This window comes from Streptomyces sp. NPDC005799, assembly GCF_040630525.1.
Classification (GTDB): Bacteria; Actinomycetota; Actinomycetes; order Streptomycetales; family Streptomycetaceae; genus Streptomyces; species Streptomyces griseorubiginosus_B.
Genome location: NZ_JBEXXQ010000003.1, coordinates 314,578 through 337,243, shown reverse-complemented (window position 1 = coordinate 337,243; position 22,666 = coordinate 314,578). Strand labels below are relative to the sequence as shown.

The window sequence follows — 22,666 nt, the reverse complement described above, 5'->3', positions numbered from 1 at the left end:
GGCGGACGTACGGCCCCACACCACACACCGTGAGGAGTCGCACCATGCGCAAGACCACCCGACTCAGACTCGCCGGCGCGCTCGCCGCCGGCCTGGTCGTGGCCGGCCTCGCCGCCGGGCCGTCGGCCCAGGCGAGCCCCAGGCAGCCGACGCTCGCGGAGCTGGCCGAGCGCCAAGGCCGCTACTTCGGCAGCGCGACCGACAACCCCGAACTCACCGACAGCGCCTACACGGCCCTGCTCGGCAAGGAGTTCGACATGATCACGCCCGGCAACGGCATGAAGTGGTATGCCACCGAGCCGCAACAGGGCCTCTTCGACTGGAGCAACGGCGACCAGATAGTGAACCTCGCCCGCGAGAACCATCAGCGGGTACGGGCCCACACCCTGGTCTGGCACAGCCAGCTGCCGAGCTGGCTCACCGGCCGCGACTGGACGGCGACCGACCTGCGGGCGGTGCTGAAGAACCACATCCAGACGGAGGTACGGCACTACCGGGGCAAGGTCTACTCCTGGGACGTCGTCAACGAGGCGTTCAACGAGGACGGCACCTACCGGGAGACCATCTGGTACAAGACGCTCGGCCCCGGATACATCGCCGACGCGCTGCGCTGGGCGCACCAGGCCGACCCGCACGCCAAGCTGTACCTGAACGACTACAACATCGAGGCGGTCGGCCCGAAGTCGGACGCGTACTACCAGCTGGCCAAGGACCTCAAGGCACAGAAAGTCCCGCTGGACGGCATCGGCCTGCAGGCCCACCTCGCGCTCCAGTACGGCTATCCGGCCACCCTGGAGGACAACCTGCGCCGGTTCTCCCGGCTCGGTCTGGACACCGCGCTCACCGAGGTCGACATCCGGATGATCCTCCCGGCGACCGACGACACGTTGGCGGAACAGGCGGACTGGTACGGCCGGTTGACCTCGGCCTGTCTGGCGGTCCGCCGCTGCGTGGGCATCACGATCTGGGACTACACCGACAAGTACTCCTGGATCCCGGCCTTCTTCCCGGGGGAGGGCGCCGCACTGCCCTGGGACGAGCAACTCGCGCCCAAGCCCGCGTACTTCGCGATCAGGAAGGCTCTGCACTAGCTCAGGGCAGTGCTGGTGGTGCGGTGCTGGACCGCACCACCAGCTCCGTGCCCAGCTCCACGCGTGGTGAGTCCGGCCGTTCGTCGCGGGTCAGCCGCAGGGCCGTACGGACCGCCAGTTTGCCCATGTCGGCCAGGGGCTGGCGGACCGTGGTCAGCGGGGGAGCGGACCAGCGGACCTCGGGGAGGTCGTCGAAACCGACCACGCTCATGTCCTCCGGCACACGCAGGCCGCGTCGGCGCAGCGCCTCGATCGCGCCGAGCGCCATCTGGTCGCTGGTCGCGAAGACGGCGGTCGGCGGTTCGGGGAGGTCGAGGAGGGTGTTGCAGCCCCGGAAGCCGGACTCGGGGTGGAAGTCGCCGGGGACGACCAGGGTTTCGTCCAGGGCGACGCCGGCGCCCTCCAGGGCCGCCCGGTAGCCGTCCAGACGGGCGCGGGAGCACAGCAGCCGGGACGGGCCCGCGATCAGGCCGATCCGGCGGTGGCCGAGAGACAGCAGATGGTCGGTGGCCGCCATGCCGCCGGACCAGTTGGCCGCGCCGATGGTGGGCACGTCGAGGGCGGGGGAGCCCGCCGGGTCGACGACGACCAGTGGGACGCCGAGGGCCCGCAACTCCTCGTGCAGCACCGGCTCCACGGCCGAGGTGACCAGGATGACGCCGTCCGAGGCGCGGGATCGGAGGTTGCGCATCCATTCGCGGGCGTCTCCCGAGCGCCCGTGGATCGCCGACACCACCGTGCCGACCCCGGCCGCGTGCGCCACCTCCTCCACGCCCCGGATGATCTCCACCGCCCAGGGGCTGTCGAGGTCGTTGAAGACGAGGTCCAGCAGGGCCGCACCGCTGCCGGAGGCGGTGGGGCGCTTGCGGTAGCCGTGCCGCAGCAGCAGGTCCTCCACCCGGGCCCGGGTCCTCGGCGACACGTCGGACCGTCCGTTGACGACCCGCGACACCGTCGGCACCGAGACCCCGGCCTGCCGTGCGATCTCCGTGATCGTGACGCGGCCCCGCCTCTCGGGCGCCTCCCCGGCCTGGTCTGCTGCCACTACCCCCACCTCCGTGGACGCTTCCGGCGAAACTTCCGGAAGTCTTCCGGAAGACTTCCGGAAAATGGGCGTCCGTGGGAAGGGAGATCACCCCGGGATCCGGGCCGAGCCATCCCGTCACTTCAGTACGCGCGGGTAACTACGGTCAGTGATCGGGGCCGGACATACGTAGGGGCCGGCTCGCGGTTCAGGTCCGCGACCGGCCCCGGATGTCACCGGACGGCTCGGTGCCGCCCGGCCTCGCCTCAGGCGGCGGTCATCACCTGGCTGCGGTGCGGGGCGATGATCTGACCGTCGGGCAGGAGCTCACCGGTGTCCTCGAAGAGCAGAACGCCGTTGCACAGCAGGCTCCACCCCTGCTCCGGGTGGTGCGCCACGAGGCGGGCGGATTCCCGGTCGGCGGAGTCGGCTGAAGGGCACGGTGGCTGGTGCTGGCACATTGGTGGGATCTTTCGCTGGGTCGTCGTGTGTGTGATGGCTGTCGTGTCTGTCACGCGGCTTGACGTGTCGTCCATGGCCGCCCCCCGTTGTGATAATTCGGTCCAGTCCAGTGTTGCCCCACGGACGTCAATCCGCAGGCATTTCGACGCACCACTTCTTCACAGGTTGATGACGCATCCGCCGGGCGGACGGTTCAGTCCAACTGCACTGTCACTTCGGGTGGTTCAGGGGGGCCGGATAGGGCTAGTCCGTCCGGGTCGGATGGCGTTTCCCGGCTCGTACGAGCAGTTAATTGCTCGTACGAGCGGAATGCGGTGCCAAACAGCGTCGTACCCCGTCACCGGGAATTCGGCGACGGGGTACGGGCGGGTTGGCGGGAGGGGATTTCAGGCGATCTGGCCGAGCAGCGGAACCGCAGTCACCCGATGGCTCAGCACGGGAAGCAGTTCGGCGACGCGGAGCGGGCGGTGGGCCGCGATGCCGGGCGGCGCCGGCGCGAGCGGGACGAGCAGGTCGGTCGGGGCGGGGTGGCCGGTGGAGGCGTCGGCCGTGCAGTCGCCGTGCAGCCAGAGCGTGAGCATGTACAGGCTCGGCACCGACAGCAGGCGCGGCTGGTACGACTGTTTCATCGTCTCGGCCTGGCGCAGCGCGCGCTCGGTGGAGGCGATGTAGGGCCCTTCGAAGAAGTGCGAGAAGGCCCAGCCGTCCGCGGTCAGCATGGTCTCGGCCGCGGCCACCGCGCGGTCGCCGCAGCGGATGAGGAAGCGCCACCCGGCGAGCCGGGTGACGGAGGTGCCGTCCTGGGCCGGCTGGTCGAGGACATGGACGGGCAGTGGGAGTTCGGGGGTGGCGGGCCCCTGTGCTCGCAGCAGGGAGGGCGTTCGGGCCTCGCGGACCGCGGTGGGCGAACCGAGTGCGGTGAGGACGGTGCGAAGGGCGGGTGCGGGAGCCGGGGGGACATGCAGCGGCATGGTGGGTCGCCTCTCATTCGACAGGCACGGTGGCGCGAGGGCGGGGGCGGACGGCGCTGTCTGCTCACGGGGCGAGAGTGTCGGGGGCCGGGGTCTGGGAACGAGGAGTGTGATGAGGCCTGCCGTACGTCACCCCGACGGCAGGTTCCACGACCTGGGCGCCAACCCTCTGCCTGTTCGCGGAGTTTATACGACATATGTTCACACGGTGTTTCGGCTAGCCGTTTCCGGTGCGCCCGGCAAGGGCGTATCCGGTCGGCGATGTGCGGGAATCATCCCGTTTCCGCTCCGGCCTTACGGCGGTGACCTCGGGTAATACCCCGGGAGCGGTCGGCCCATTCTCGTCGGCGTTTTTCACGAGTTCTTGTCGGCGCGAAACTGCGCCGTGCTGCATGCCCGGTGAATGTGCCGCCGGTCACGTCCCACCAGAGTAGCGCCCGACGGAGGGCTGTGGGGACGTTATCGATCGCCGAGGCGGGGCATCATCCCACGTGACCCGACACCGGCGGCCGAATCGTCGAGCCGCCCGATCCAGGAGGGAAGCTTCGATGGGGGAGAAGGTCGTGGCAGGTCGGATCGACCTCTCCGATCGTCAGCTCTACCGGGACAAGCTCCGCAGGTGTCTGACGGGACTGGAGCGGCTCCTGGCCGAGAAGCGGTTCGATCGCCCGAGGAATCTCATGGGGCTGGAGATCGAATTGAATCTGACCGGCGCCGACGGGATGCCGAAAATGCTCAATGCGCAGGTCCTCGAACGCATCGCGAGCCGAGATTTCCAAACAGAACTCGCCATGTTCAACCTGGAAGTCAACATAGCCCCACATCCTCTGGGTGGCCGGGTATTCGACCGGCTCGCCGAGGAACTCCGCACCTCCCTGGCATATGCCGACCGGAAAGCCGGCGAACTCGACGCCGGAATCGTGATGATCGGCATTCTGCCCACGCTCGACCGGGACGACCTGGTCTCCACCAACCTTTCCGCGGTCGACCGCTACGCCCTGCTCAACGATCAGATCGTGGCCGCCCGCGGTGAGGACTTCGCGCTGGACATCGACGGCGTGGAGCGCCTCACCTGCACCTCCAAGTCCATAGCCCCGGAGGCCGCCTGCACCTCGGTGCAGCTGCACCTCCAGGTCACCCCGGGCCGCTTCGCCGACGTGTGGAACGCCGCGCAGGCCGTCACCGCCGCGCAGATCGCCGTCGGCGCCAACTCGCCGTTCCTGTTCGGCCGCGAGCTGTGGCGCGAGTCGCGGCCCCCGCTGTTCCAGCAGTCCACCGACACCCGCCCGCCCGAGCTGCAGGCGCAGGGCGTGCGCCCGCGCACCTGGTTCGGGGAGCGCTGGATCTCCTCCGCGCACGAGCTCTTCGAGGAGAACCTGCGCTTCTTCCCGGCCCTGCTGCCCATCTGCGACGACGAGGAGCCGCTCGACGTCCTCGACGCGGGCGGCATCCCCGGACTGCACGAACTGGTCCTGCACAACGGCACCGTCTACCGCTGGAACCGCCCCGTCTACGGCATCGCCGACGGTGTCCCGCACCTGCGCGTCGAGAACCGCGTCCTGCCCGCGGGACCCACCATCACGGACGTCATCGCCAACGCCGCCTTCTACTACGGCCTCGTCCGCGCCCTCGCCGAGGAGTCCAGGCCGGTGTGGACCCGGCTGTCCTTCGAGGCGGCCGCCGCCAACTTCGACGCCGCCTGCAAGTACGGCATCGAGGCGCGGTTGCAGTGGCCGCGCCGCGGACGGTACGGCGGGACGGCCGAGGTCGACGCGGTGACCCTGGTGCGCGACGAACTGCTGCCGCTAGCCGCCACCGGACTGGACGCCTGGGGGATCGAGCCCGCGGACCGGGACCTCTACCTGGGCGTGATCGAGGAGCGCTGCCGGCGCCGCGCCAACGGCGCGACCTGGCAGGCGGCGACCTTCCACCGGGCGCTGGAGACCGGCATGACGCGCGACGCCGCGCTGGCCGCGACCACCCGCAGGTATCGCGAGCTGTCGCTCGCGGGCGAGCCGGTGCACACCTGGCCCGTGGGGCTGCCCGAACCCGTGCCCGCCGGGTGAGGGGGCGATGGGTCGGACGGTGCCCGGTCCACGGGGCGTGGCGCGCCGGGGTCGGTTTCGCCGGGGCGAGCGGGGGCAGCGGCCGGGCTGCCTTCGGCCCGGGCCGCGCGGATCGTTCCGAGTGGGTGTCGCCGGCTGAGGGGGCGCGGTCGGGCTGCCCTCGCCCGGGCCGGCTTCGGGATGGGGCGCGGCTCGTCAGTCGTCGAGCCGGTGCACAGCTGGCCCGTGGGGCTGCCGGAACCCGTGCCTGCCGGGTGAGGGGCGCTGGGTCGGACGGTGTCCGGTCCACGGGGCGTTGCCTGCCGGGGGGCGGTTTTGCCGGGCGAGCGGGGCGGCGGCCGGGCTGCCTTCGCTGGGCCCGCGTCGGGACGGGTCGTGGCTCGTCAGTCGTCGGGGTTGCCCTCGGCCCCGGCCGCGACGATCGCCTTCAGCATCACCGACTGGATGTCGGCGGGGTTGCTGACCGACTGGCCCGAGCCGCCGGTCGCCTCGGCGATCTCCTGGGCCTCCTGCCGGTCGGCGTCCGGACCCACCGCGATCATGATCAGCGGCACCGGACGCTGGGGGTCGGTGAGCTTCTGCAACTGGCTGATCAACCCGCCGCGGGAGATGCTGCCGGGGTCCTGGTTGACGCCGTCGGTGAGGATGACCAGGGCGTTGAACTTCCCCTGCACATATGAAGAGGTGGCCGCCTTGTAGGCGGCGAGCGTGGTGTCGTACAGGCCGGTCGCGCCGTTCGGTACCGGCTTCAGGGAGGTGAACGCGGCGGACAGCTCGTCCCGTACGGTGCCGCCACCCTTCTGGTCGCCCAGGCGTTCGGTCGGCACAAGGACGCGGTAGTCCTTGTCGCCGTCGAGTTTGGTGGAGAAGTCCCACAGCCCGATCTCGTCCTCGGGGGTGAAGGTCGCCAGAGCCTGCAGCAGCGACGCCTTGGTCACGTCCATCCGGGACTGGCCCGTCTTCGACACCGGTTCCGACATGGAGGAGGACGCGTCCACGACCGTGGTGATCCGGGCGCTCTGCACCGTGATCGTCCAGGTGCCGAGGGCCTCCTGGAGCGCGGTGTCGGAATCCGGCTCGGGGGCTTCGGCGTCGTACGGCTGCGGGCTGCTGCCGCCCGCGCGCGCGACCACCGCCCGCGGTGCCCCGTCGTCGGAGGTGCGGAAGCCGTGCTTCTGCAGCAGGCGCAGCTGCTCGGGCTGGCGCAGGTAGTTCATGAACCGCAGCGCGGCCCGGCTCTGGTCGGTGGTCAGCTGGCCGACCAACGTGTACGGGTGGGTCAGCTGGGGCGAGCCGTCCTTGGGGTAGAACATGTCGAGCCCGGCGTCGGCGTCGGCCGAGGAGTTGTAGGTGTAGGCCGCCTGCTCGGTGAGGATCAGCGCCTCGTTGCGCTTGGGGTTGCCCAGCTCGGTGCCCGAGGAGTCACGGGGCAGCGTCTCCACGACCTGGGCGTCGGTGTCCGAGGTGCGCTGCGAGAGCGTCTTCATCATCGCCGCGGCCTGGGTGTCCCCGCCCTTGAGCTTGGCGGCGGCCGTGGTCAGCCGGGTCAGCGCCAGCAGTCCGGTGGCACTGCGCGCCGGGTCGGCCGCGCCGAGCCTGAGCGAGTCGCCCTGCAGGGCCGCGCCGGCCAGCTCCAGCCAGCTGTACGTCTTCTGCGGCCAGCCCAGGGATTTCGCCGCCGTCGGCACCATGGCCACGCCGACCGGCGTGGAGGCGACGGCACCCGCCGGGGTCACGTCGGTCGCCGCGGTGTTCGCCGTGATCCGGTCGACCCAGAGATCCGAGTCCGCCACCCACACCTGTGCGTCCGTCTTCCTGCCGGCCTGGAGCACGTCCGCGACCTTGTACGAGTCCCGGGAGGTCACCGACACGGCGACGCACCGCCCGTCGGAGGTGATCTTGTCCTCGCGGGCCTGCTTCGCCGCGACACCCAGCGCGGGCGCGATGTCCGGGGAGGCGACGAGATTCAGCCGCACGGCGTGATCCTGGCAGGACGAGCCGAAGGAGAGCAGTCCGCTCTTGACGACACCCGCCGTGCCGCCGGCCACGGTCAGCACGAGAACCGTCGCGACGGCCACCGTGCGGCGGCGCGCGCGTGGACGGGGGTCGCTCGCGCCCGCCCCATACTGATCGGGCAAGCTGTGACGTCCCATGACGGTGGTGCCCCTCCCTGTTGAACCTCGTGCCGCGATACGGCCGTATGGCATGCAAAAGGGGAGGTACGCCCCGTACGGCGTCCGTCCCCCCAACGGCCTGTCACGCACGAACTTCGCAACTTCTTTCGAGACCCTAGCGGCGTGACGGTGACGATGAGGCGGGATTACTGAATTGGAGTCAGGTGTGCAGGCAGAGACGGGTGGGGTGGCTGATTCTTTTCCGCCCGAGCGGCTTTCGCGACGGATCTTCCGGGACGAGACCCTGCTCGTTCTGGGGCTTTCGCTCGGTGCGAGCGGTTTGTCCGCCCTGATCAGCTTTATCGGATCGGTCACGAAACCGGGCGGACTGAAGGACCAGGCGGCGACCATGAACGCCTCGGCCGCGCCGGGCCGCCCCTGGCTGGATCTCGCCTGGCAGCTGTTCGGGATCGCGTCCGCCCTGGTCCCGGTCGCGCTCGTCGCCCATCTGCTGCTGCGCGAGGGCGGAAGCCTGCGCACCATCGGGTTCGACCGGACCCGCCCCTGGCCCGACCTCACCCGCGGCGCCGCGATCGCGGCGGTGATCGGCAGCACCGGAATCGCCTTCTACCTGGCCGCACGCGGTCTCGGAGCAAACCTCACCGTGGTGCCGGAGGCCCTGCCCTCCGTCTGGTGGAAGTACCCGGTGCTGATCCTCTCCGCGATCCAGAACGCGGTCCTGGAGGAGGTCATCGTGGTCGGCTATCTGCTGCGCCGGCTGGGGCAGCTGGGCTGGACGCCGGGGGCCGCGCTGGTGGCCAGTTCCGTACTGCGCGGTAGCTACCACCTCTACCAGGGCATCGGCGGCTTCCTCGGCAACATGGTGATGGGCGTGGTCTTCGTCTACCTGTACCGGCGGTGGGGGCGGGTGGGCCCCCTGGTGGTGGCGCATTCCCTGCTCGACATCGGGGCGTTCGTCGGCTATGCGCTGCTGGCCGGCAAGGTGGGCTGGCTGCCGACCGCCTAGGCGAGCAGTTCGCCGTCGATGACGGTGACCGCGCGGCCGGTGAGCAGGGTGCGGTCGCCGCGCAGCTCGGTGCGGACGCGGCCGGAGCGGGGGGAGGCCTGGAGGCCGGTGAGAACGGGACTGCCCAGGCGCTCCGACCAGAAGGGGGCGAGCGCGGTGTGGGCGCTACCGGTGACCGGGTCCTCGTCGATGCCGACGTTAGGGAAGAAGCAGCGCGAGACGAAGTCGTAGCCCCGGCTGGTGTCCTCGGCGCGGGCCGTGGCGATGATGCCGCGCTCGGAGTAGGCGCCCAGCGCCCTGAGGTCGGGGGACAGGCCGTGGATCGTCTTCTCGTCCGCGAGTTCCACGAGCAGGTCACCGATGTCCGGTCCGGTGTCGAGGACGGAGAGCGGCTGGGCACCCAGCGCCTCGGCGACCCCGTCCGGCGCCTCGACCGGGGTGAGCGGGGCCGTCGGGAAGTCCAGCGTGATCGACCCGTCCTCCGAGGGTGTCGCGACCAGCACGCCGCTGCGGGTCGCGAACCGCACGGCGCCCTCGTGCGCGCCGGTCGAGTGCAGCACGTGGGCGGTGGCGAGGGTGGCGTGGCCGCACATGGCGACCTCGGTGGCCGGCGTGAACCACCTGAGCGCCCAGTCGGCCTCACCGCCCCCGGGCAGCGGGTGCGCGAACGCCGTCTCCGCGTGGTTCACCTCCAGCGCGATGCTCTGCAGCCGCTCGTCGTCCGGGAAGGAGTCGAGGAGCAGCACCCCGGCCGGGTTGCCCGCGAAGGGACGGTTGGTGAAGGCGTCGACGATTCGGATACGCATGCCGTCGACGCTAGGACCCCGTGGCTCCCTGGCCCAAGGCCAATTCGCGACCACTGGCCTGTTTCCGGGACCGCCGTGGCCGTCTTGCCGGTTCATGCTGCGCCTCTGGACGATCCGGGAGACGCTGACACCCTGTACAGACAGGCGTTGGCAGTTCTGCCCCGTTCCAGGAGGCCGTCATGTCCCAGTCGTCCGTGCTCGCCGCCCTGCTGTCCGGGCTGCGGAGCGGATCCATCGAGCTCGTCGACCTGACCCAGCCGCTCTCGCCGTCCACTCCCGTGATCCAACTGCCGCCGCAGTTCGGGCAGACGCAGGTCTTCGAGCTGGAGGAGATCAGCCGGTACGACGACCGGGGACCGGCCTGGTACTGGAACAACTTCCGCAGCGGCGAGCACACCGGCACGCACTTCGACGCCCCGGTCCACTGGGTGACCGGCAGGGACCTCGCGGACGTGGCCTCCGTTCCCACGGGGCGGCTCATCGCGCCGGCGGCCGTGCTGGACTTCTCCGAACAGGCCGCCAAGGACCCCGACTTCCTCGTGGAGGTGGACCACATCAAGGCCTGGGAGGCCGACAACGGCCCCCTGCCCGAAGGGGGTTGGCTGCTGCTGCGCACCGGCTGGGACGCGCGTTCGCACGCGCAGGAGGAGTTCCTCAACGCCGACGAGAACGGCCCGCACACCCCCGGTCTCTCCCCGGAGTGCGCCCGCTGGGTGGCCGAGGAGGCCCCGGTCATCGGCCTCGGCACGGAGACCGTCGGTACGGACGCCGGGCGGGCGCACTCCTTCGAGCCGGCGTTCCCCTGCCACTCCTACCTCCTGGGCGCCGACAAATACGGGCTCACCCAGCTGCAGAACCTCGCCGCCCTGCCCCCGACCGGCGCCGTCGTCATCGCGGGACCGCTGCCGATCGTCAGCGGTTCCGGCGCCCCGGCGCGCGTACTGGCCCTGGTGGAGCGGTCGTGAAGGTCGCCGAGGCCGTCGGACGGGCCCTCACCGCGGCCGGGGTCGACCATGTCTTCGGGGTCGTCGGCTCGGGCAACTTCCACCTCACCAACGCCATGGTGGCCTCGGGCGCCCGCTTCGTCGCCGCCCGGCACGAGGGCGGCGCGGCGACCATGGCCGACGCCTACGCCCGCACCAGCGGTACGGTCGCCGCGCTCAGCGTCCACCAGGGGCCCGGCCTGACCAACGCCCTGACCGGCATCACCGAGGCCGCCAAGAGCCGTACGCCGCTGCTCGTGCTGGCCGCCGAGGCGACCGCGCAGCACTCCAACTTCCGTGTCGAACAGGCGGTGCTGGCGCACTCCGTCGGTGCCGTCTCGGCCCGTCTGACCACGGCGCACGACGCGGTCGACCAGGCCCGCGCCGCCCTGCGCCGTGCCGTGCACGAACGCCGCACGGTCCTGCTCAACCTGCCCCTGGAGGTGCAGGCCCTGGACGTGCCCGCCGGGATCTCCCTGGACGCCGTATCCCTGCCCGGACCGGAACCCGTCGAGCCCTCGGAACGGGCGGTCGCCGACCTCGTACGCGCCCTCGAGCGCGCCCGGCGACCGGTCTTCGTCGCCGGGCGCGGTGCCCGCACACCGGCCGCCCGCGACGCGCTGACGGCACTCGCCGACCGTCACGGCGCCCTGCTGGCCACCTCCGCCGTGGCGCGCGGCCTCTTCCACGGCAGCCCGTGGTCCCTCGACGTCTCCGGGGGCTTCGCGTCGCCCCTCGCGGTCGAACTGATCCAGGGCGCCGACCTGATCGTCGGGTGGGGCTGCGCGCTGAACATGTGGACCATGCGGCACGGCAACCTCATCGCCGCCGACGCGACGGTCGTACAGGTCGACGACGACCCGGAGGCGCTCGGCGCACACCGGGAGATCGCCCTCGGCGTCACCGGCGACGTGACCCGGACGGCCGTGCGGGCGTTGGAGGCGGCGGGCGGGGAGCGGGACGGATACCGCGCTCCCGATGTCGCCGAGGCGCTCGCGGCGCGGGCGCGGTGGCGGGACGTGCCGTACGAGGACGAGAGCACCCGGGAGCGGATCGACCCGCGCACGCTCAGCATCGCCCTGGACGACATGCTGCCCGCCGAGCGGATCGTCGGCGTGGACTCGGGCAACTTCATGGGCTACCCGAGCGCGTACCTCTCGGTGCCGGACCAGGACGGGTTCTGCTTCACGCAGGCGTTCCAGTCGATCGGCCTGGGGCTCGCCACCACGATCGGCGCGGCCCTGGCCCGCCCGGACCGGCTGCCGGTCGCCGCGCTGGGTGACGGGGGTGCGCTGATGAGCGCGGTGGAACTCGACACCGTGCGCCGCCTGGGGCTGCCGATGGTGGTGGTCGTCTACAACGACGAGGCGTACGGCGCCGAGGTCCATCACTTCGGCCCCCACGGCCACCCTCTCGACACGGTCACCTTCCCCGAGACGGACATCGCCGCGATCGCGCGCGGTTACGGCTTCGAGGCGGCGACGGTACGCACCCCCGCCGACCTCAAGGCGGTGGCGGACTGGGTGGCCGGCCCCCGCTCGGCCCCGCTCCTCGTGGACGCGAAGGTGACCCGGGACCACGGCTCCTGGTGGCTGGAGGAGGCGTTCCGAGGCCATTGACCGGACCCGGAGCGGCCCCTGCCCCGGGCGGACCGCCCGCTGCTCTTCCTGGACGTCGACGCCCAGCTGGCGAGAATCGATCGACGGCACGGCCCGAGCTCCCGGTGGCGAACTGCCGGACGCGCGGGAGGAGTACGAGGTCGGCGTACTGAACTGGAAGACCGTGGCTCTCGCGCGGGTCGCGGCCGGACGCCCCTTCGTCTGGGTCGACGACCCGATCACTCAGCTCGACCAGGAGTGGGTGGCTGCCCACCATCGTGGCCACGCACTCCTCCACCGGGTCGACGCCATGACCGGCTTCGCCGACGGGGACCCCGCGCTCGTCGCCGACTGGCTTCTGGATCTCCACGGCTGAGAAACGCGAGGTAGGACCGCCACCACCGCCGCCGCCGTCTCTCGGCAGGGGGTTGTCATGCGAGCGGTTCCGATATATCGTTGACGCATCGCGACAGATCAACGAATGAATGGAGTGATTGCGATGCGTTCCCATGGATTCGAACGTGGACACGGTGGACCCGGCTCTCGTGGTCGGGGTGGTTTCGAGGGTCGGCGTGGAGCCTTCGGCCCCTTCGGGCCGGGCGGACCCGGCGGCGACCCGCGCGGCGGCTTCGGTTTCGGCGGACCCGGCTTCGGCCCGGGCCCCTGGGGGCCGCGAGGACGCGGCGGACCGAGGGGAAGGGCACGGCGAGGCGACGTACGCGCGTCGATCCTGGCCCTGCTCAAGGACCGTCCGATGCACGGTTACGAGATGATCCAGGAGATCGCCGAGCGCAGCGGCGGGGCGTGGAAGCCCAGCCCCGGCTCGGTGTACCCCACCCTTCAGCTGCTGGAGGACGAGGGTCTGATCACCAGCGCGAGCGAGGGCGGCAAGAAGCTGTTCTCCCTCACCGAGTCCGGCCGCGCCGCGGCCGACGAGGGCCCGGACGCGCCCTGGGAGGAAGCCTCCCGCGGTATCGACTTCGAGGCGCTCGGTGAGATCCGTCAGGCCGGTTTCGGTCTGATGGAGGCCTTCGGACAGGTCTGGAAGACCGGCAGCAAGGAGCAGCGCGACAAGGCGCTGGCCGTCATCAACGAGGCCCGCAAGAAGCTGTACCTGATCCTCGCCGACGAGGACTGAGCGTCCTACGGCGACGAAGGCGCCCCACGGAGCGATCCGCGGGGCGCCTTCCCGTCTCCGGCGGTCAGGACACCAACCCGGCGAGCTTGCGCAGCGACTCGTTGAGGGCGGCGGTTCCCGAGTCCCTGAGCTTGCCCGCCATCAGGGTCACCGCGGCGCCCGTGAACTCCCCGTCGATGCGGACCTTGGTGGCGTCGCCGTCGGGGGTCAGGGTGTAGCGGGTGGCCAGGCTCACGGCCATCGGCCCCTTGCCCGTGATCACGAAGAGCCGAGCCGGTTCCACTTCCGAGACGGTCCACTCGACCTCGGCCGGGAAGCCCATCAGCTTCATGTTCTCCTGGAAGGTCGCGCCCACTTCGAGCGCCGCCGGGCCGCCCTGCGGAAAGCTGGTGTGGGTGGCGTTCCACTCGCCGTACGCGGGCCAGTCCGTGAGCTGTGCCCACACCTTCTCGGCCGGCGCCTCGATCCGTGCCTCCGCGCTGATTTCGGGCATGCGACCACCTCTTCGTGTCGGGCTGTGGTGTCGCGGAAAGTAACGGCAGGGGGCGCAACATTCAATACTGACGAGCCGTCAGAAATTGGGAAGGCGCTCCCGTCATGGCCGTGCCAGGCGTCCCGGAACAGGTCTGCGGGCAGACCGCCCTCCAGGGCTTCCAGCCGGTACGCACGGAGCGCCGCGGTTGCACATCCGGCGCACGGCAAGGCGGCGCGCGTCCCTGCGGGTAAAGCCACCTGATCTCATCCGCAAGGAGGAGATTCCGGCGTTCGCCGTCCACTCTCCGTGGGACGCGGAAATGGTTCCCCCCGGGGATGACCGCGGACGCCGGGGACTGATGAGGTGGGGGATGTGCCACCCCGTATCCCCCGACAGCAGGCCGAGGAGCCGGCCGTCGGTCCTCGCCCGGACAACGATGCCAAGCTCAGCGCCGCACTGGCAGCGGTGGTCTCGGGTGCCCGCCGCCGCGCGGTCCGCGACGGGGACCGGCAGATCGACACCGCCCATCTGCTGCACTCGCTTCTGGAGTACGACCCCGAGGTGCGCGCCGTCTTCGACGACGGAGCGGAGAACGCCCGGCTGCTCGGCTATCTCGTGCAGCGCAGCATCGGCTACGGGCTGCGCTGGCAGGGCTTGATCGAGGACTCCGGCGCCGTGCCCGTGGTGGCCGAGGGCGCGGGATTCTCGCCGCTGGCCGCGGGTGCCATGGAGGACGCCGCCGGACGCGCCGCCCGCCGGGGCGAGGACGCGGCGCTCGGCGTCGACCTGCTCGCGGCGATCCTCGTGGACCCGCAGGCGCGGGCCGTCGAGGTGCTGGCCCGCGCCGGAATCGACCCGCAGGAGGTGCTCGTCCGGATCGAGGACCGGCTCGCCCGGCCGGAGTGGTCGGGCCAGTGAGTGGTGCCGGGCCGGAGTGGTCCGGCCGCTGAGTACATCGGCCCGGAGGGGGCCGGCCGGCTTCGGCGCATCGGGCCGGAACGGTCCGCCGCGGAGGGGTGCCGGACCGTCCATCCGGTGAGACAGGTGTCATCGGGGGTGACGCTCCTGTCGTCGCCTGTCATCATGTGCCGGTGCGCACCTCACAGAGCAGTCAGGCCGGTCGCGGCAAGGGCGTAGGGCTCGGGCTCGCGCTCGTGTCCGCCCTCGCCTTCGGAGGGTCCGGCGTCGCGGCGAAGCCGTTGATCGAGGCCGGGCTCGACCCGCTGCACGTGGTGTGGCTGCGGGTGACCGGCGCGGCCCTGGTGATGCTGCCGGTCGCGGTGCGCCACCGTACGCTGCTGTTCCGCCGCCCCGCTCTGCTCGCCGGGTTCGGCCTGCTCGCGGTGGCGGGGGTGCAGGCCTGCTACTTCGCCGCCCTCTCGCGCATCCCCGTCGGGGTCGCGCTGCTCGTGGAGTACCTCGCGCCCGCCCTGGTGCTGGGCTGGGTGCGGTTCGTGCAGCGGCGGCCGGTCACTCGCGCCGCCGCGGTGGGAGTGGTCCTGGCGGTCGGCGGTCTGGCCTGTGTGGTCGAGGTCTGGTCGGGCCTGAGCTTCGACGCCCTCGGCCTGTTGCTCGCGCTCGGCGCCGCCTGCTGTCAGGTCGGCTACTTCGTCCTGTCGGACCAGGGCAGCGACGCCGGTGAGGAGGCCCCGGACCCGCTGGGCGTCATCGCCTACGGCCTGCTGATCGGAGCCCTCGTGCTCACGGCCGTCGCCCGGCCCTGGTCCATGGACTGGTCGGTGCTGTCGGGCACCGCGCACATGAACGGCACCCCGGTCGCTGCCGGCCTGCTGCTGGCATGGATCGTGCTGATCGCGACCGTCCTCGCCTACGTCACCGGCGTGCTGTCGGTGCGCCGGCTCTCGCCGCAGGTCGCGGGCGTCGTGGCCTGCCTGGAAGCGGTCATCGCGACCGTCCTCGCCTGGGTGCTGCTCGGCGAGCACCTCTCGGCACCGCAGATCGCGGGCGGCGCGGTCGTTCTCGTGGGCGCCTTCATCGCCCAGTCCTCCGCACCGGCCAAGCCCTCCCCGGACCCGGTGGCCGGCGGCGGCCCGGAACGCGAGTTGTCGGCCAGGGGAACGGCCGCCTAGCCGGAGCGGGTATGCGGAGAGGGGCCCACCCCCGTGCGGCCCCTCTCTCAATGATCAGCGTCAGTACGGCAGTTGGTGTCACACCCCGTGCCTGCGCGCCAGATGCGCACGCGCGGCCGCGTCACGCGGACCGCCTCGCTGCGTCAGCGCGGCCGCCACCCGCTCGTGCACCTCGGGCTTGTGGTTGGCGTACTTGAACTTCGCGCGGACGTCCACGACGTCGAGCCGTATCCCGCGCAGACCGGCGAGCATCCTGCCGTACGGCACCTCGCCCACCGCCACCCGCGCCGAGCCGCCCTCCGGCTGGAAGTGGTCGACCAGGTGGTTGAGCAGCTCGGCCTTCTCGGACGGCTCGTCCACCAGATGCGCGCGGCACCGGAGCTGGACCGCCGCGTAGTAGCTCGTCGGCGTTCCGTGCTCGGACGGTGTGCCGGGCATGGCCTGCCAGTAGCCCGGCGCGTACACGTAGTCGTCGACCACGCTCAGTACGACGTCCGGGTTCGCCTCCAGCGCCGGCCACAGCGGGTTGGGCCGGGCCAGGTGGGTGAGGACCTCGCCGCGCCCGTCGTCGTAGAGGAAGTGCAGCGGCTGGACGTACGGTGCCTCGCCGGGCAGGCCGTTGACGGCGAGCTGTCCGAAGTCGTGGACCGCAAGCCACCGCTGCCACTCGGTGTCGTCGCGTGCCGCGTCCCAGGGGTGGATCAGCATCAGCGGACCGCCAGGTAGTCGGGGAGCTCGATGCCGGGGGCCAGGTCCGCGTCGGCCTCGGGGCTGTCGTACCCCTTGCGCAGCGGGACGAGGCCGGCCCAGTGGGGGAGGGCGAGGTCCTCGGGCTCGTCGTTGACTCCGCCGGTGCGGAGCTTGGCGGAGACCTCGTCGAGGTCGAGGCGGATGACGGCGGTGGCCGCGAGCTCCTTCTTGTTCGCGGGGCGCGCGTCGGCGGCGCGGCCCGGCACGACGTGGTCGACCAGCGCGTCCAGGGCCGCCCGCTTCTCCTCCGGGTCCGTGACGTCGTGGGCGATGCCGTGGACCACGACGGAGCGGTAGTTGATCGAGTGGTGGAAGGCGGAGCGGGCCAGCACCAGCGCGTCGACGTGCGTCACCGTCAGGCAGACCGGGAGCCCCGGGTCGGCCTGTCCGGTCATCCGCAGCGGACGCGAGCCGGTCGAGCCGTGGACGTACAGCCGCTCGCCGACCCGCCCGTACAGCGTCGGCAGCACCACCGGCCGCCCGTCGCGCACGAAGCCCAGGTGGCAGACGTATCCCTCGTCGAGTATCGCGTGCACGAGTTCCCTGTCGTACGACGCCCGGTCCGCCGAGCGGGTGGGGACGGTGCGGTCGGTCGGCGTGTAGGCGGCGGGCGGCGACGTCGGCTGGGCGGTCCCCTGCATGGCGTTCTCCAGAACTCGTTGCTGCGTCTTGCGCGGCATATTGCACTAGTGCATAATCTGCTTTGTGCTAGGAGGATATCGGATCGAAGGGCGACGCGCAGCAGAGATTGCGGCGAGCGTCGAGCGCGCGGTGGGTTCGGGAGAGCTGGAGCCGGGGCAACCGCTGCCTCCCATGCGGGAGTTGGCGGTCGAGCTCGGGGTGAATCCCAACACGGTCGCGGCCGCGTACCGGATCCTGCGGGAGCGCGGGGTGATCGAGACGGCCGGGCGGCGGGGGAGCCGGGTGCGGTCGAAGCCGGCGACCACGGGCCGCGAGTACGCACGGATGGACGTGCCCGAGGGTGTGCGGGACGTGGCGAGCGGCAACCCGGACCCGGCGCTGCTGCCGCCGCTGGCGAAAGCCTTCGCGGCGGCCGCCGAGCAGGGCGACCGGGACCCCGTGCTGTACGGGGACGCCCTCATCGAGCCAGAGCTGGCCCGCATCGCCCGTGCGCGCCTGGACGCCGACGGTGTGCCGGACGGGCCGCCGGCCGTCGCGTCCGGCTCGCTGGACGCCATCGAGCGGGTGCTCGCGGCCCACCTCAAGCCCGGGGACACCGTGGCCGTCGAGGACCCCGGCTGGGGCAGCCTGCTCGACCTGATCCCGGCACTCGGACTGCGCACGGCCCCGGTCGGTGTCGACGACGAGGGGCCGCGGGCCGAGGACGTACGCCGGGCCCTGGAAGCGGGCGCCCGGGCGCTGGTCGTCACCGACCGCGCCCAGAACCCGACCGGCGCCGCGGTGACCGCCGCACGCGCGCGTGCCCTGCGGGCCGTGCTGCGGGAGCACCCGGAGACCCTGCTGATCGAGGACGACCACGGCCACGGCATCGTCGACCTGCCCCTGCACCCCCTGGCCGGCGTCACCCAGCACTGGGCCCTCGTCCGCTCGGTCGCCAAGGCCTACGGCCCCGACCTGCGCCTCGCCGTGCTCACCGGCGACCCGGTCACCGTCGATCGCGTGACCGGCCGGCACCGCCTGGGCCCCGGCTGGGTCAGCCGCATCGTCCAGCGGGCGGTGGTGCACCTGTGGACCGACGACGCCCTCGACCCTTCCGCGGTGGCGGCCGCCTACCGGGAACGCCGTGACCTGCTGATCGACGCACTCGCCGAGCGGGGCGTCGCCGCGCACGGCCGCAGCGGCATGAACGTCTGGATCCCGGTCCCCGACGAGACGGGCGCCGTCGCCCGCCTTCTGCACGCCGGCTGGGCGGTGTCCCCGGGAGCCCGCTTCCGCATGAGCGCCCCGCCCGGCATCCGCATCACGGTCTCCACACTCACACCGGAGGAGACACCCCTGTTGGCGGACGCGGTCGCCCGGGCCCTGGGACCGGCGCCCACACGTACCTACGTCTGAGCCGGCGCCGTCACCGCGGGGCCTTCGCTCACCGACGCTCCTTCCAACGCCCCCGCCGGTGGGCGCGTGGCGCGAACCCCGCGACAGCCATTCGCGAACCCCCCGCGACCGGCCACCTGGCCGCGCCGGCCACCCCGCCCGCTGTCACCGCGGGCACCCGGAACCAGACCGGCAGGCGCCGCGGCGAGCAATCCCCGCGACCGCCGCCCAGGTTGCCCCGGAGCCCGCGCGGGCCCGTGTCTCAGGGGCGACGGCGTACCCGGGTCAGTGCCGCACCCGCCAGGACGATCACCGTACCCACCGGGGTCGACCAGGTCAGGGACTCGCCGAGGACCGCCACGCCCGCGGCGGTGGCGATGACCGGGATGAAGTACGTGACCATCTGGGCCGTCGTGGGTCCGACCTCGGCTACCAGGCCGTACTGGACGAGCACGGCGAGGCCGGTGCCCAGGGCGCCCAGCGCGGCGATCGCGAGAAGGGGGAGGGCCGGGAAGCGGGTGGGGAGGGAGGTGAACAGCGGGGTCACCACGGCCAGTTGCGCGGTCGCCAGCAGCAACTGGGCGCCCGTCAGGGAGAGGTTCGAGTGGCTGGAGCCGGCCAGGGCGCGGCGGACGTAGATCCAGCCCACGGGGTAGCTCAGCGAGGCCGTCAGAGCCATCGCCGTGCCCGTGGCGTCCAGGCCGTGGAAGCCCTGCCAGGCGCCGAGGACCGTCAGGACGCCGAGGAAGCCGATGCCGAGCCCCGCGACCCGGACGCGGGTCGGCCGGTCCTCCGAGAGGGCGACCAGGGACAGGGCCATGCCCCACAGCGGCGAGGTCGCGTTGCAGATGCCCGCCAGCGTCGAGGGGATCGTCAGCTCGGAGTAGGCGAAGAGGGAGAACGGCAGAGCGTTGAGCAGGAACGCCGCGACCGCCAGATGCGCCCAGGTCCGCGCGCCCAGCGGCAACCGCTCCCGCTTGACCGCCATCGCCCCCGCGAGCACCGCCGTACCGAACACCAGCCGCCCCAGGGTGACTTGGAACGGCGCGTACCCCTGGGTGCCGACCTTGATGAGGAGGAAGCTGAAGCCCCAGATCAGGGAGAGCGTGCCGAAGCGCAGCCGCCAGTCGAGGGAGGGGCGGCGGGCGGCGGGGCGGGCGGGGGCCCGGGTGGTCGCGGTGGCGGTGGTCATGGCCGTAACGATGATGGACGGCACCTCGTAGCACAATCGAGAATTCGCGAGGAATATCTCGTAGCATCGCTTACATGTTGAACCTGGAGCGCCTGCGCACCCTCGACGCCCTCGCCCGGCACGGCTCGGTCAGCGGCGCGGCCGCGGGGCTGCACATCACGACCTCGGCCGTCTCACAGCAGATGGCCAAGCTGGAGCGGGAGGTGGGCCAGCGGCTGCTGGCCAAGAACGGCCGGGGCGTGCGGCTCACGGACGCGGGCCGGCTGCTCGCCGAACACGCGGCGCGGATCCTGTCGCAGGTCGAGCTCGCCCAGTCCGATCTGGAGGCGCAGCGCGGGCAGGTGGTCGGTGAGCTGCGGCTGGTCGCGTTCCCGACGGCCCTGCGCGGGCTCTTCCCGGCCGCCCTCGCCGCGCTGCGCGACGACCACCCGGCGCTGCGGGTGCGCTCGCGGGAGCTGGAGCCGGCGGAGGGCGTGAACGCGGTGCTCCGGGGCGACGCCGACCTCGCCGTCGTCCTGGACTGGTACAACAAGCCGCTGCCCATGCCCGACGGGCTGGCCAAGGCGCCGATCCTGGACGACCCCGTGGAGATCGCCATGCCCGCGGGACACCCGCTGGCCGGCCGGGACGACGTCGACCTGGACGACTTCAGCGAGGACGAATGGGTGGTCTGGCCGGAGGGCGAGTTCTGCCACGAATGGCTGCTCTACACCCTGCGCAGCAAGGGCATCGAGCCGCGCATCGCCCACCGAGCCGAGGAGCACCACACCCAACTCGCCCTGGTGGCCGCCGGGTTGGGGGTCTGCGTCGCGCCGCGGCTGGGCCGCGACCCGATGCCGGCCGGAGTGCGTGCCGCGCCCGTGCGGCACCGCGTGCACCGGTACGTCTACGCCGTATGGCGCGTGGACGCCGACCGCCGCCCGTCGATCCGGGCGGCGGTGGAGGCGCTGCAGGAGGCGGCGAAGAAGGCCGGCTGATCCCGACGCGCCTGCCTGTCCCCGCGCAACTCGCCTACGCGCCACCCAGCTTGCGGAAGTCCCAGGACACGATCTTCTCGGGCGTCAGCCGGATCCAGGCGTGCCGGCCGTCGTGCGGCATCTCCTCCAGGCCGAAGTTCTTGCGGGCGAACAAGGTCTCCGGGACGTCGAGTTCTGCGCGCAGTTCGCCGGTGCGCGGGAACTCGCCCACGAACTCCACGGTTCCCGACAGCTCCACGCCGCGCAGCTCGTCGTAGTCCTCGCCCGAGTCCACCACGATCGCGACCCGCGGGTCCCGGCGCAGGTCGGTCCACCGCTTGCTGCGCACCACCGAGTACAGCCAGACCGAGGTGCCGTCCCAGGCGAACCACAACGCGCTGACATGCGGGGCCCCGCCCGCCGACACGGTGGCCACCCGGCAGGTGCGCTGGCCGGTGAGGAACTCGTCCAGCTCGCCCGGCGTCATCATGATCTTGCGGCCGCGGCGCTGAGTGACGGTCATGCGTCCCCCTCTTCTCTCACGAAGTGCCAGAGGGTCCGGTGATCCTCTGACATCACGTCAGAAAAGCATGGGTCGTCTTCCGTCCATGCGCAATGGTCGCTACGCTCGCCCGCTCCAGCCGCCGGAGACGAGGGGGAACCGTGCCGTCCCGCGAACAGCTCAGCGAACTCCTCGATCCTGCCACCACCGTGCTGCTCACCGTCGAGTGCCAGCAGGGTGTCGTCGGCCCGGACAGCGCACTGCCCGAACTCGCCCTGGAGGCACGCCGGTCGGGCGTCCTCGCCAATGTGGCACGGCTCGTGTCCGCCGCCCACGCCGGCGGCGTCCAGGTCATCCACGCCATCGCCGAGCGGCGCCCCGACGGACGCGGCGCCAACCGCAACGCCCGCCTCTTCCGCGCCGCCGAACGGCTGCCCGTCCAGCAGCTGTCCGGCACCGCGGCGGTGCGGGTGGCGGCCCCCATCGAGGTCGCCGAGGAGGACCTCGTCGTACGGCGGCTGCACGGGCTGTCGCCGATCCAGGGCACCGACGTCGACCCGCTGCTGCGCAACCTCGGCTGCCGGACGCTCGTCGTGGCCGGGGTCTCGGCCAACGTGGCCGTTCCCAACACCGTCTTCGACGCGGTCAACCGCGGCTACGCGGTCGTGGTGCCCTCCGACGCCATAGCGGGAGTGCCCTCCGAGTACACCCCGGCGATGATCCGCAACACCCTCGCCCTGGTCGCCACGGTCGCGACCACGGCGGAGGTGCTGGGCTGCCTGGAAGGGCCGCGGCGGGCGCGGATCAGGCCAGCGTGATCGAGTCCCCGCTGACGGTGACGTTCTGGGCGGTGAGACCGGTGGTGGCCGGGCCCTTCTTCACGCTGCCGTCCGTCACGGAGAACTCGCTGCCGTGGCAGGGACAGACGATGACACCGTTGGAGATGCTGGAGACCGCGCAGCCCTGGTGCGGGCACTTGGTCGAGAATGCCTTGAAGGTGCCCGAGGCCGGCTGGGTGACCACCACGGACTTGTCCTTGAAGATCTTGCCGCCGCCCTCCGGGATGTCGGCGGTCTTGGCCAGGGCCGCGCCGCCGCCGGAGCCGGACGAGGCGCTCGCGCTCGCGTCGCCGCCGGCCGCGCCGCCGTTGTTCGCGTTCGCGCCGGCCTGGGTGTCCGAGGAGCTGGAGGAGTTGTCGTCGGAGGATCCGCACGCGGTCAGCGCGACGGCGAGTCCGGCGGCGCCGACCGCCGCCACGACGGTACGCCGGGCCGGCGCCGGGACGGGCTGGAGCGGTTCGCTGGTCGTCATGCTGACGGTTCCCTTCGTTGCGGGCTTTGTGGATCGTCCAGGGGTACGGCGTTCGCGCATGGGTTGTTCAGACGATGTCGAGATCTAAACGCGT

22 protein-coding genes and 1 pseudogene are annotated in these 22,666 nt (G+C 71.9%); 12 read left to right on the top strand and 11 right to left on the bottom strand.

Features of this window, described 5'->3' with window-relative positions; translation table 11 throughout:
* The first annotated feature begins 44 nt into the window (after positions 1-44).
* A complete protein-coding gene (locus tag ABZ453_RS05265) occupies positions 45-1,091 on the top strand; it encodes an endo-1,4-beta-xylanase (protein WP_359011720.1) in 1,047 nt (348 codons plus the stop codon).
* A gap of 1 nt (position 1,092) precedes the next feature.
* Here ABZ453_RS05265 and ABZ453_RS05260 read toward each other — a convergent pair whose 3' ends face one another.
* The 3 genes from ABZ453_RS05260 to ABZ453_RS05250 all read right to left on the bottom strand — a co-directional run bounded on the left by ABZ453_RS05260 (position 1,093) and on the right by ABZ453_RS05250 (position 3,548).
* Positions 1,093-2,145 (bottom strand): LacI family DNA-binding transcriptional regulator, encoded by a 1,053-nt coding sequence (locus ABZ453_RS05260; RefSeq protein ID WP_359011718.1) that lies wholly within the window; start codon positions 2,143-2,145, stop codon positions 1,093-1,095.
* A gap of 236 nt (positions 2,146-2,381) precedes the next feature.
* Entirely contained in the window at positions 2,382-2,576 is a 195-nt protein-coding gene (locus ABZ453_RS05255) for a DUF5999 family protein (RefSeq protein ID WP_133047485.1), read from the bottom strand.
* Positions 2,577-2,963: 387 nt separating this feature from the next.
* A complete protein-coding gene (locus ABZ453_RS05250) occupies positions 2,964-3,548 on the bottom strand; it encodes a hypothetical protein (protein ID WP_359011716.1) in 585 nt (194 codons plus the stop codon).
* 548 nt (positions 3,549-4,096) lie between these two features.
* Between ABZ453_RS05250 and ABZ453_RS05245 the strand changes: the two genes are divergently transcribed.
* On the top strand, positions 4,097-5,614 hold the full coding sequence (locus ABZ453_RS05245; protein WP_359011714.1) for a glutamate--cysteine ligase: 1,518 nt from the start codon (positions 4,097-4,099) through the stop codon (positions 5,612-5,614).
* Positions 5,615-5,997: 383 nt separating this feature from the next.
* On the opposite strand, the gene ABZ453_RS05240 is transcribed toward ABZ453_RS05245, so the two are convergent.
* Positions 5,998-7,767 carry a substrate-binding and VWA domain-containing protein gene (locus ABZ453_RS05240; RefSeq protein ID WP_359011712.1) on the bottom strand — a complete coding sequence of 590 codons (1,770 nt, stop codon included), beginning with the start codon at positions 7,765-7,767 and terminating at the stop codon, positions 5,998-6,000.
* 187 nt (positions 7,768-7,954) lie between these two features.
* Between ABZ453_RS05240 and ABZ453_RS05235 the strand changes: the two genes are divergently transcribed.
* Positions 7,955-8,755 (top strand): type II CAAX endopeptidase family protein, encoded by an 801-nt coding sequence (locus ABZ453_RS05235; RefSeq protein ID WP_359011710.1) that lies wholly within the window; start codon positions 7,955-7,957, stop codon positions 8,753-8,755.
* On the opposite strand, the gene ABZ453_RS05230 is transcribed toward ABZ453_RS05235, so the two are convergent.
* Positions 8,752-9,561, bottom strand: a complete 810-nt coding sequence (locus ABZ453_RS05230) for a PhzF family phenazine biosynthesis protein (protein WP_359011708.1) — start codon at positions 9,559-9,561, stop codon at positions 8,752-8,754. The genes ABZ453_RS05235 and ABZ453_RS05230 overlap by 4 nt on opposite strands.
* Positions 9,562-9,740: 179 nt before the next feature.
* Between ABZ453_RS05230 and ABZ453_RS05225 the strand changes: the two genes are divergently transcribed.
* The 4 genes and pseudogenes from ABZ453_RS05225 (at position 9,741) to ABZ453_RS05210 (ending at position 13,280) form a co-directional block, all read left to right on the top strand.
* Positions 9,741-10,526, top strand: coding sequence for a cyclase family protein (locus ABZ453_RS05225; RefSeq protein ID WP_133047491.1), 786 nt, complete (start codon positions 9,741-9,743; stop codon positions 10,524-10,526).
* Positions 10,523-12,163: a thiamine pyrophosphate-binding protein gene (locus ABZ453_RS05220; RefSeq protein ID WP_359011705.1), complete on the top strand. Its 1,641-nt coding sequence runs from the start codon at positions 10,523-10,525 to the stop codon at positions 12,161-12,163. Before ABZ453_RS05225 ends, ABZ453_RS05220 begins: the two co-directional genes overlap by 4 nt.
* A 142-nt stretch (positions 12,164-12,305) precedes the next feature.
* Positions 12,306-12,518 (top strand): annotated as a pseudogene (locus ABZ453_RS05215) (hypothetical protein); the annotation flags it as partial.
* Between the two features lie 123 nt (positions 12,519-12,641).
* On the top strand, positions 12,642-13,280 hold the full coding sequence (locus ABZ453_RS05210) for a PadR family transcriptional regulator (RefSeq protein WP_356768058.1): 639 nt from the start codon (positions 12,642-12,644) through the stop codon (positions 13,278-13,280).
* Between the two features lie 64 nt (positions 13,281-13,344).
* Here ABZ453_RS05210 and ABZ453_RS05205 read toward each other — a convergent pair whose 3' ends face one another.
* The gene (locus ABZ453_RS05205; RefSeq protein WP_359011703.1) at positions 13,345-13,773 is read right to left on the bottom strand and encodes an SRPBCC family protein; all 429 of its coding nucleotides are present in this window, start codon (positions 13,771-13,773) and stop codon (positions 13,345-13,347) included.
* 354 nt (positions 13,774-14,127) lie between these two features.
* On the opposite strand from ABZ453_RS05205, the gene ABZ453_RS05200 reads away from it, so the two are divergent.
* Positions 14,128-14,673: a Clp protease N-terminal domain-containing protein gene (locus ABZ453_RS05200; RefSeq protein ID WP_359011701.1), complete on the top strand. Its 546-nt coding sequence runs from the start codon at positions 14,128-14,130 to the stop codon at positions 14,671-14,673.
* Positions 14,674-14,840: 167 nt separating this feature from the next.
* On the top strand, positions 14,841-15,845 hold the full coding sequence (locus tag ABZ453_RS05195; RefSeq protein ID WP_358604446.1) for an EamA family transporter: 1,005 nt from the start codon (positions 14,841-14,843) through the stop codon (positions 15,843-15,845).
* A 78-nt stretch (positions 15,846-15,923) separates the two neighbouring features.
* Here the strand turns inward: ABZ453_RS05195 and ABZ453_RS05190 are convergent, their stop codons facing one another.
* On the bottom strand, positions 15,924-16,553 hold the full coding sequence (locus ABZ453_RS05190; protein ID WP_359011699.1) for an FMN-binding negative transcriptional regulator: 630 nt from the start codon (positions 16,551-16,553) through the stop codon (positions 15,924-15,926).
* On the bottom strand, positions 16,553-17,236 hold the full coding sequence (locus ABZ453_RS05185) for a pyridoxamine 5'-phosphate oxidase family protein (RefSeq protein WP_359011766.1): 684 nt from the start codon (positions 17,234-17,236) through the stop codon (positions 16,553-16,555). Before ABZ453_RS05185 ends, ABZ453_RS05190 begins: the two co-directional genes overlap by 1 nt.
* Positions 17,237-17,300: 64 nt before the next feature.
* On the opposite strand from ABZ453_RS05185, the gene ABZ453_RS05180 reads away from it, so the two are divergent.
* Positions 17,301-18,632, top strand: coding sequence for an aminotransferase class I/II-fold pyridoxal phosphate-dependent enzyme (locus ABZ453_RS05180; RefSeq protein ID WP_359011697.1), 1,332 nt, complete (start codon positions 17,301-17,303; stop codon positions 18,630-18,632).
* A gap of 241 nt (positions 18,633-18,873) precedes the next feature.
* Here the strand turns inward: ABZ453_RS05180 and ABZ453_RS05175 are convergent, their stop codons facing one another.
* Entirely contained in the window at positions 18,874-19,803 is a 930-nt protein-coding gene (locus tag ABZ453_RS05175) for a DMT family transporter (RefSeq protein WP_359011695.1), read from the bottom strand.
* Positions 19,804-19,877: 74 nt separating this feature from the next.
* On the opposite strand from ABZ453_RS05175, the gene ABZ453_RS05170 reads away from it, so the two are divergent.
* Positions 19,878-20,780: a LysR family transcriptional regulator gene (locus tag ABZ453_RS05170; RefSeq protein WP_359011693.1), complete on the top strand. Its 903-nt coding sequence runs from the start codon at positions 19,878-19,880 to the stop codon at positions 20,778-20,780.
* A gap of 34 nt (positions 20,781-20,814) precedes the next feature.
* On the opposite strand, the gene ABZ453_RS05165 is transcribed toward ABZ453_RS05170, so the two are convergent.
* A complete protein-coding gene (locus ABZ453_RS05165) occupies positions 20,815-21,282 on the bottom strand; it encodes a pyridoxamine 5'-phosphate oxidase family protein (protein ID WP_359011691.1) in 468 nt (155 codons plus the stop codon).
* 140 nt (positions 21,283-21,422) lie between these two features.
* On the opposite strand from ABZ453_RS05165, the gene ABZ453_RS05160 reads away from it, so the two are divergent.
* Positions 21,423-22,079 carry a cysteine hydrolase gene (locus ABZ453_RS05160; RefSeq protein ID WP_359011689.1) on the top strand — a complete coding sequence of 219 codons (657 nt, stop codon included), beginning with the start codon at positions 21,423-21,425 and terminating at the stop codon, positions 22,077-22,079.
* Here ABZ453_RS05160 and ABZ453_RS05155 read toward each other — a convergent pair.
* A complete protein-coding gene (locus tag ABZ453_RS05155) occupies positions 22,066-22,572 on the bottom strand; it encodes a Rieske (2Fe-2S) protein (RefSeq protein WP_359011687.1) in 507 nt (168 codons plus the stop codon). The genes ABZ453_RS05160 and ABZ453_RS05155 overlap by 14 nt on opposite strands.
* Positions 22,573-22,666 lie beyond the last annotated feature (94 nt).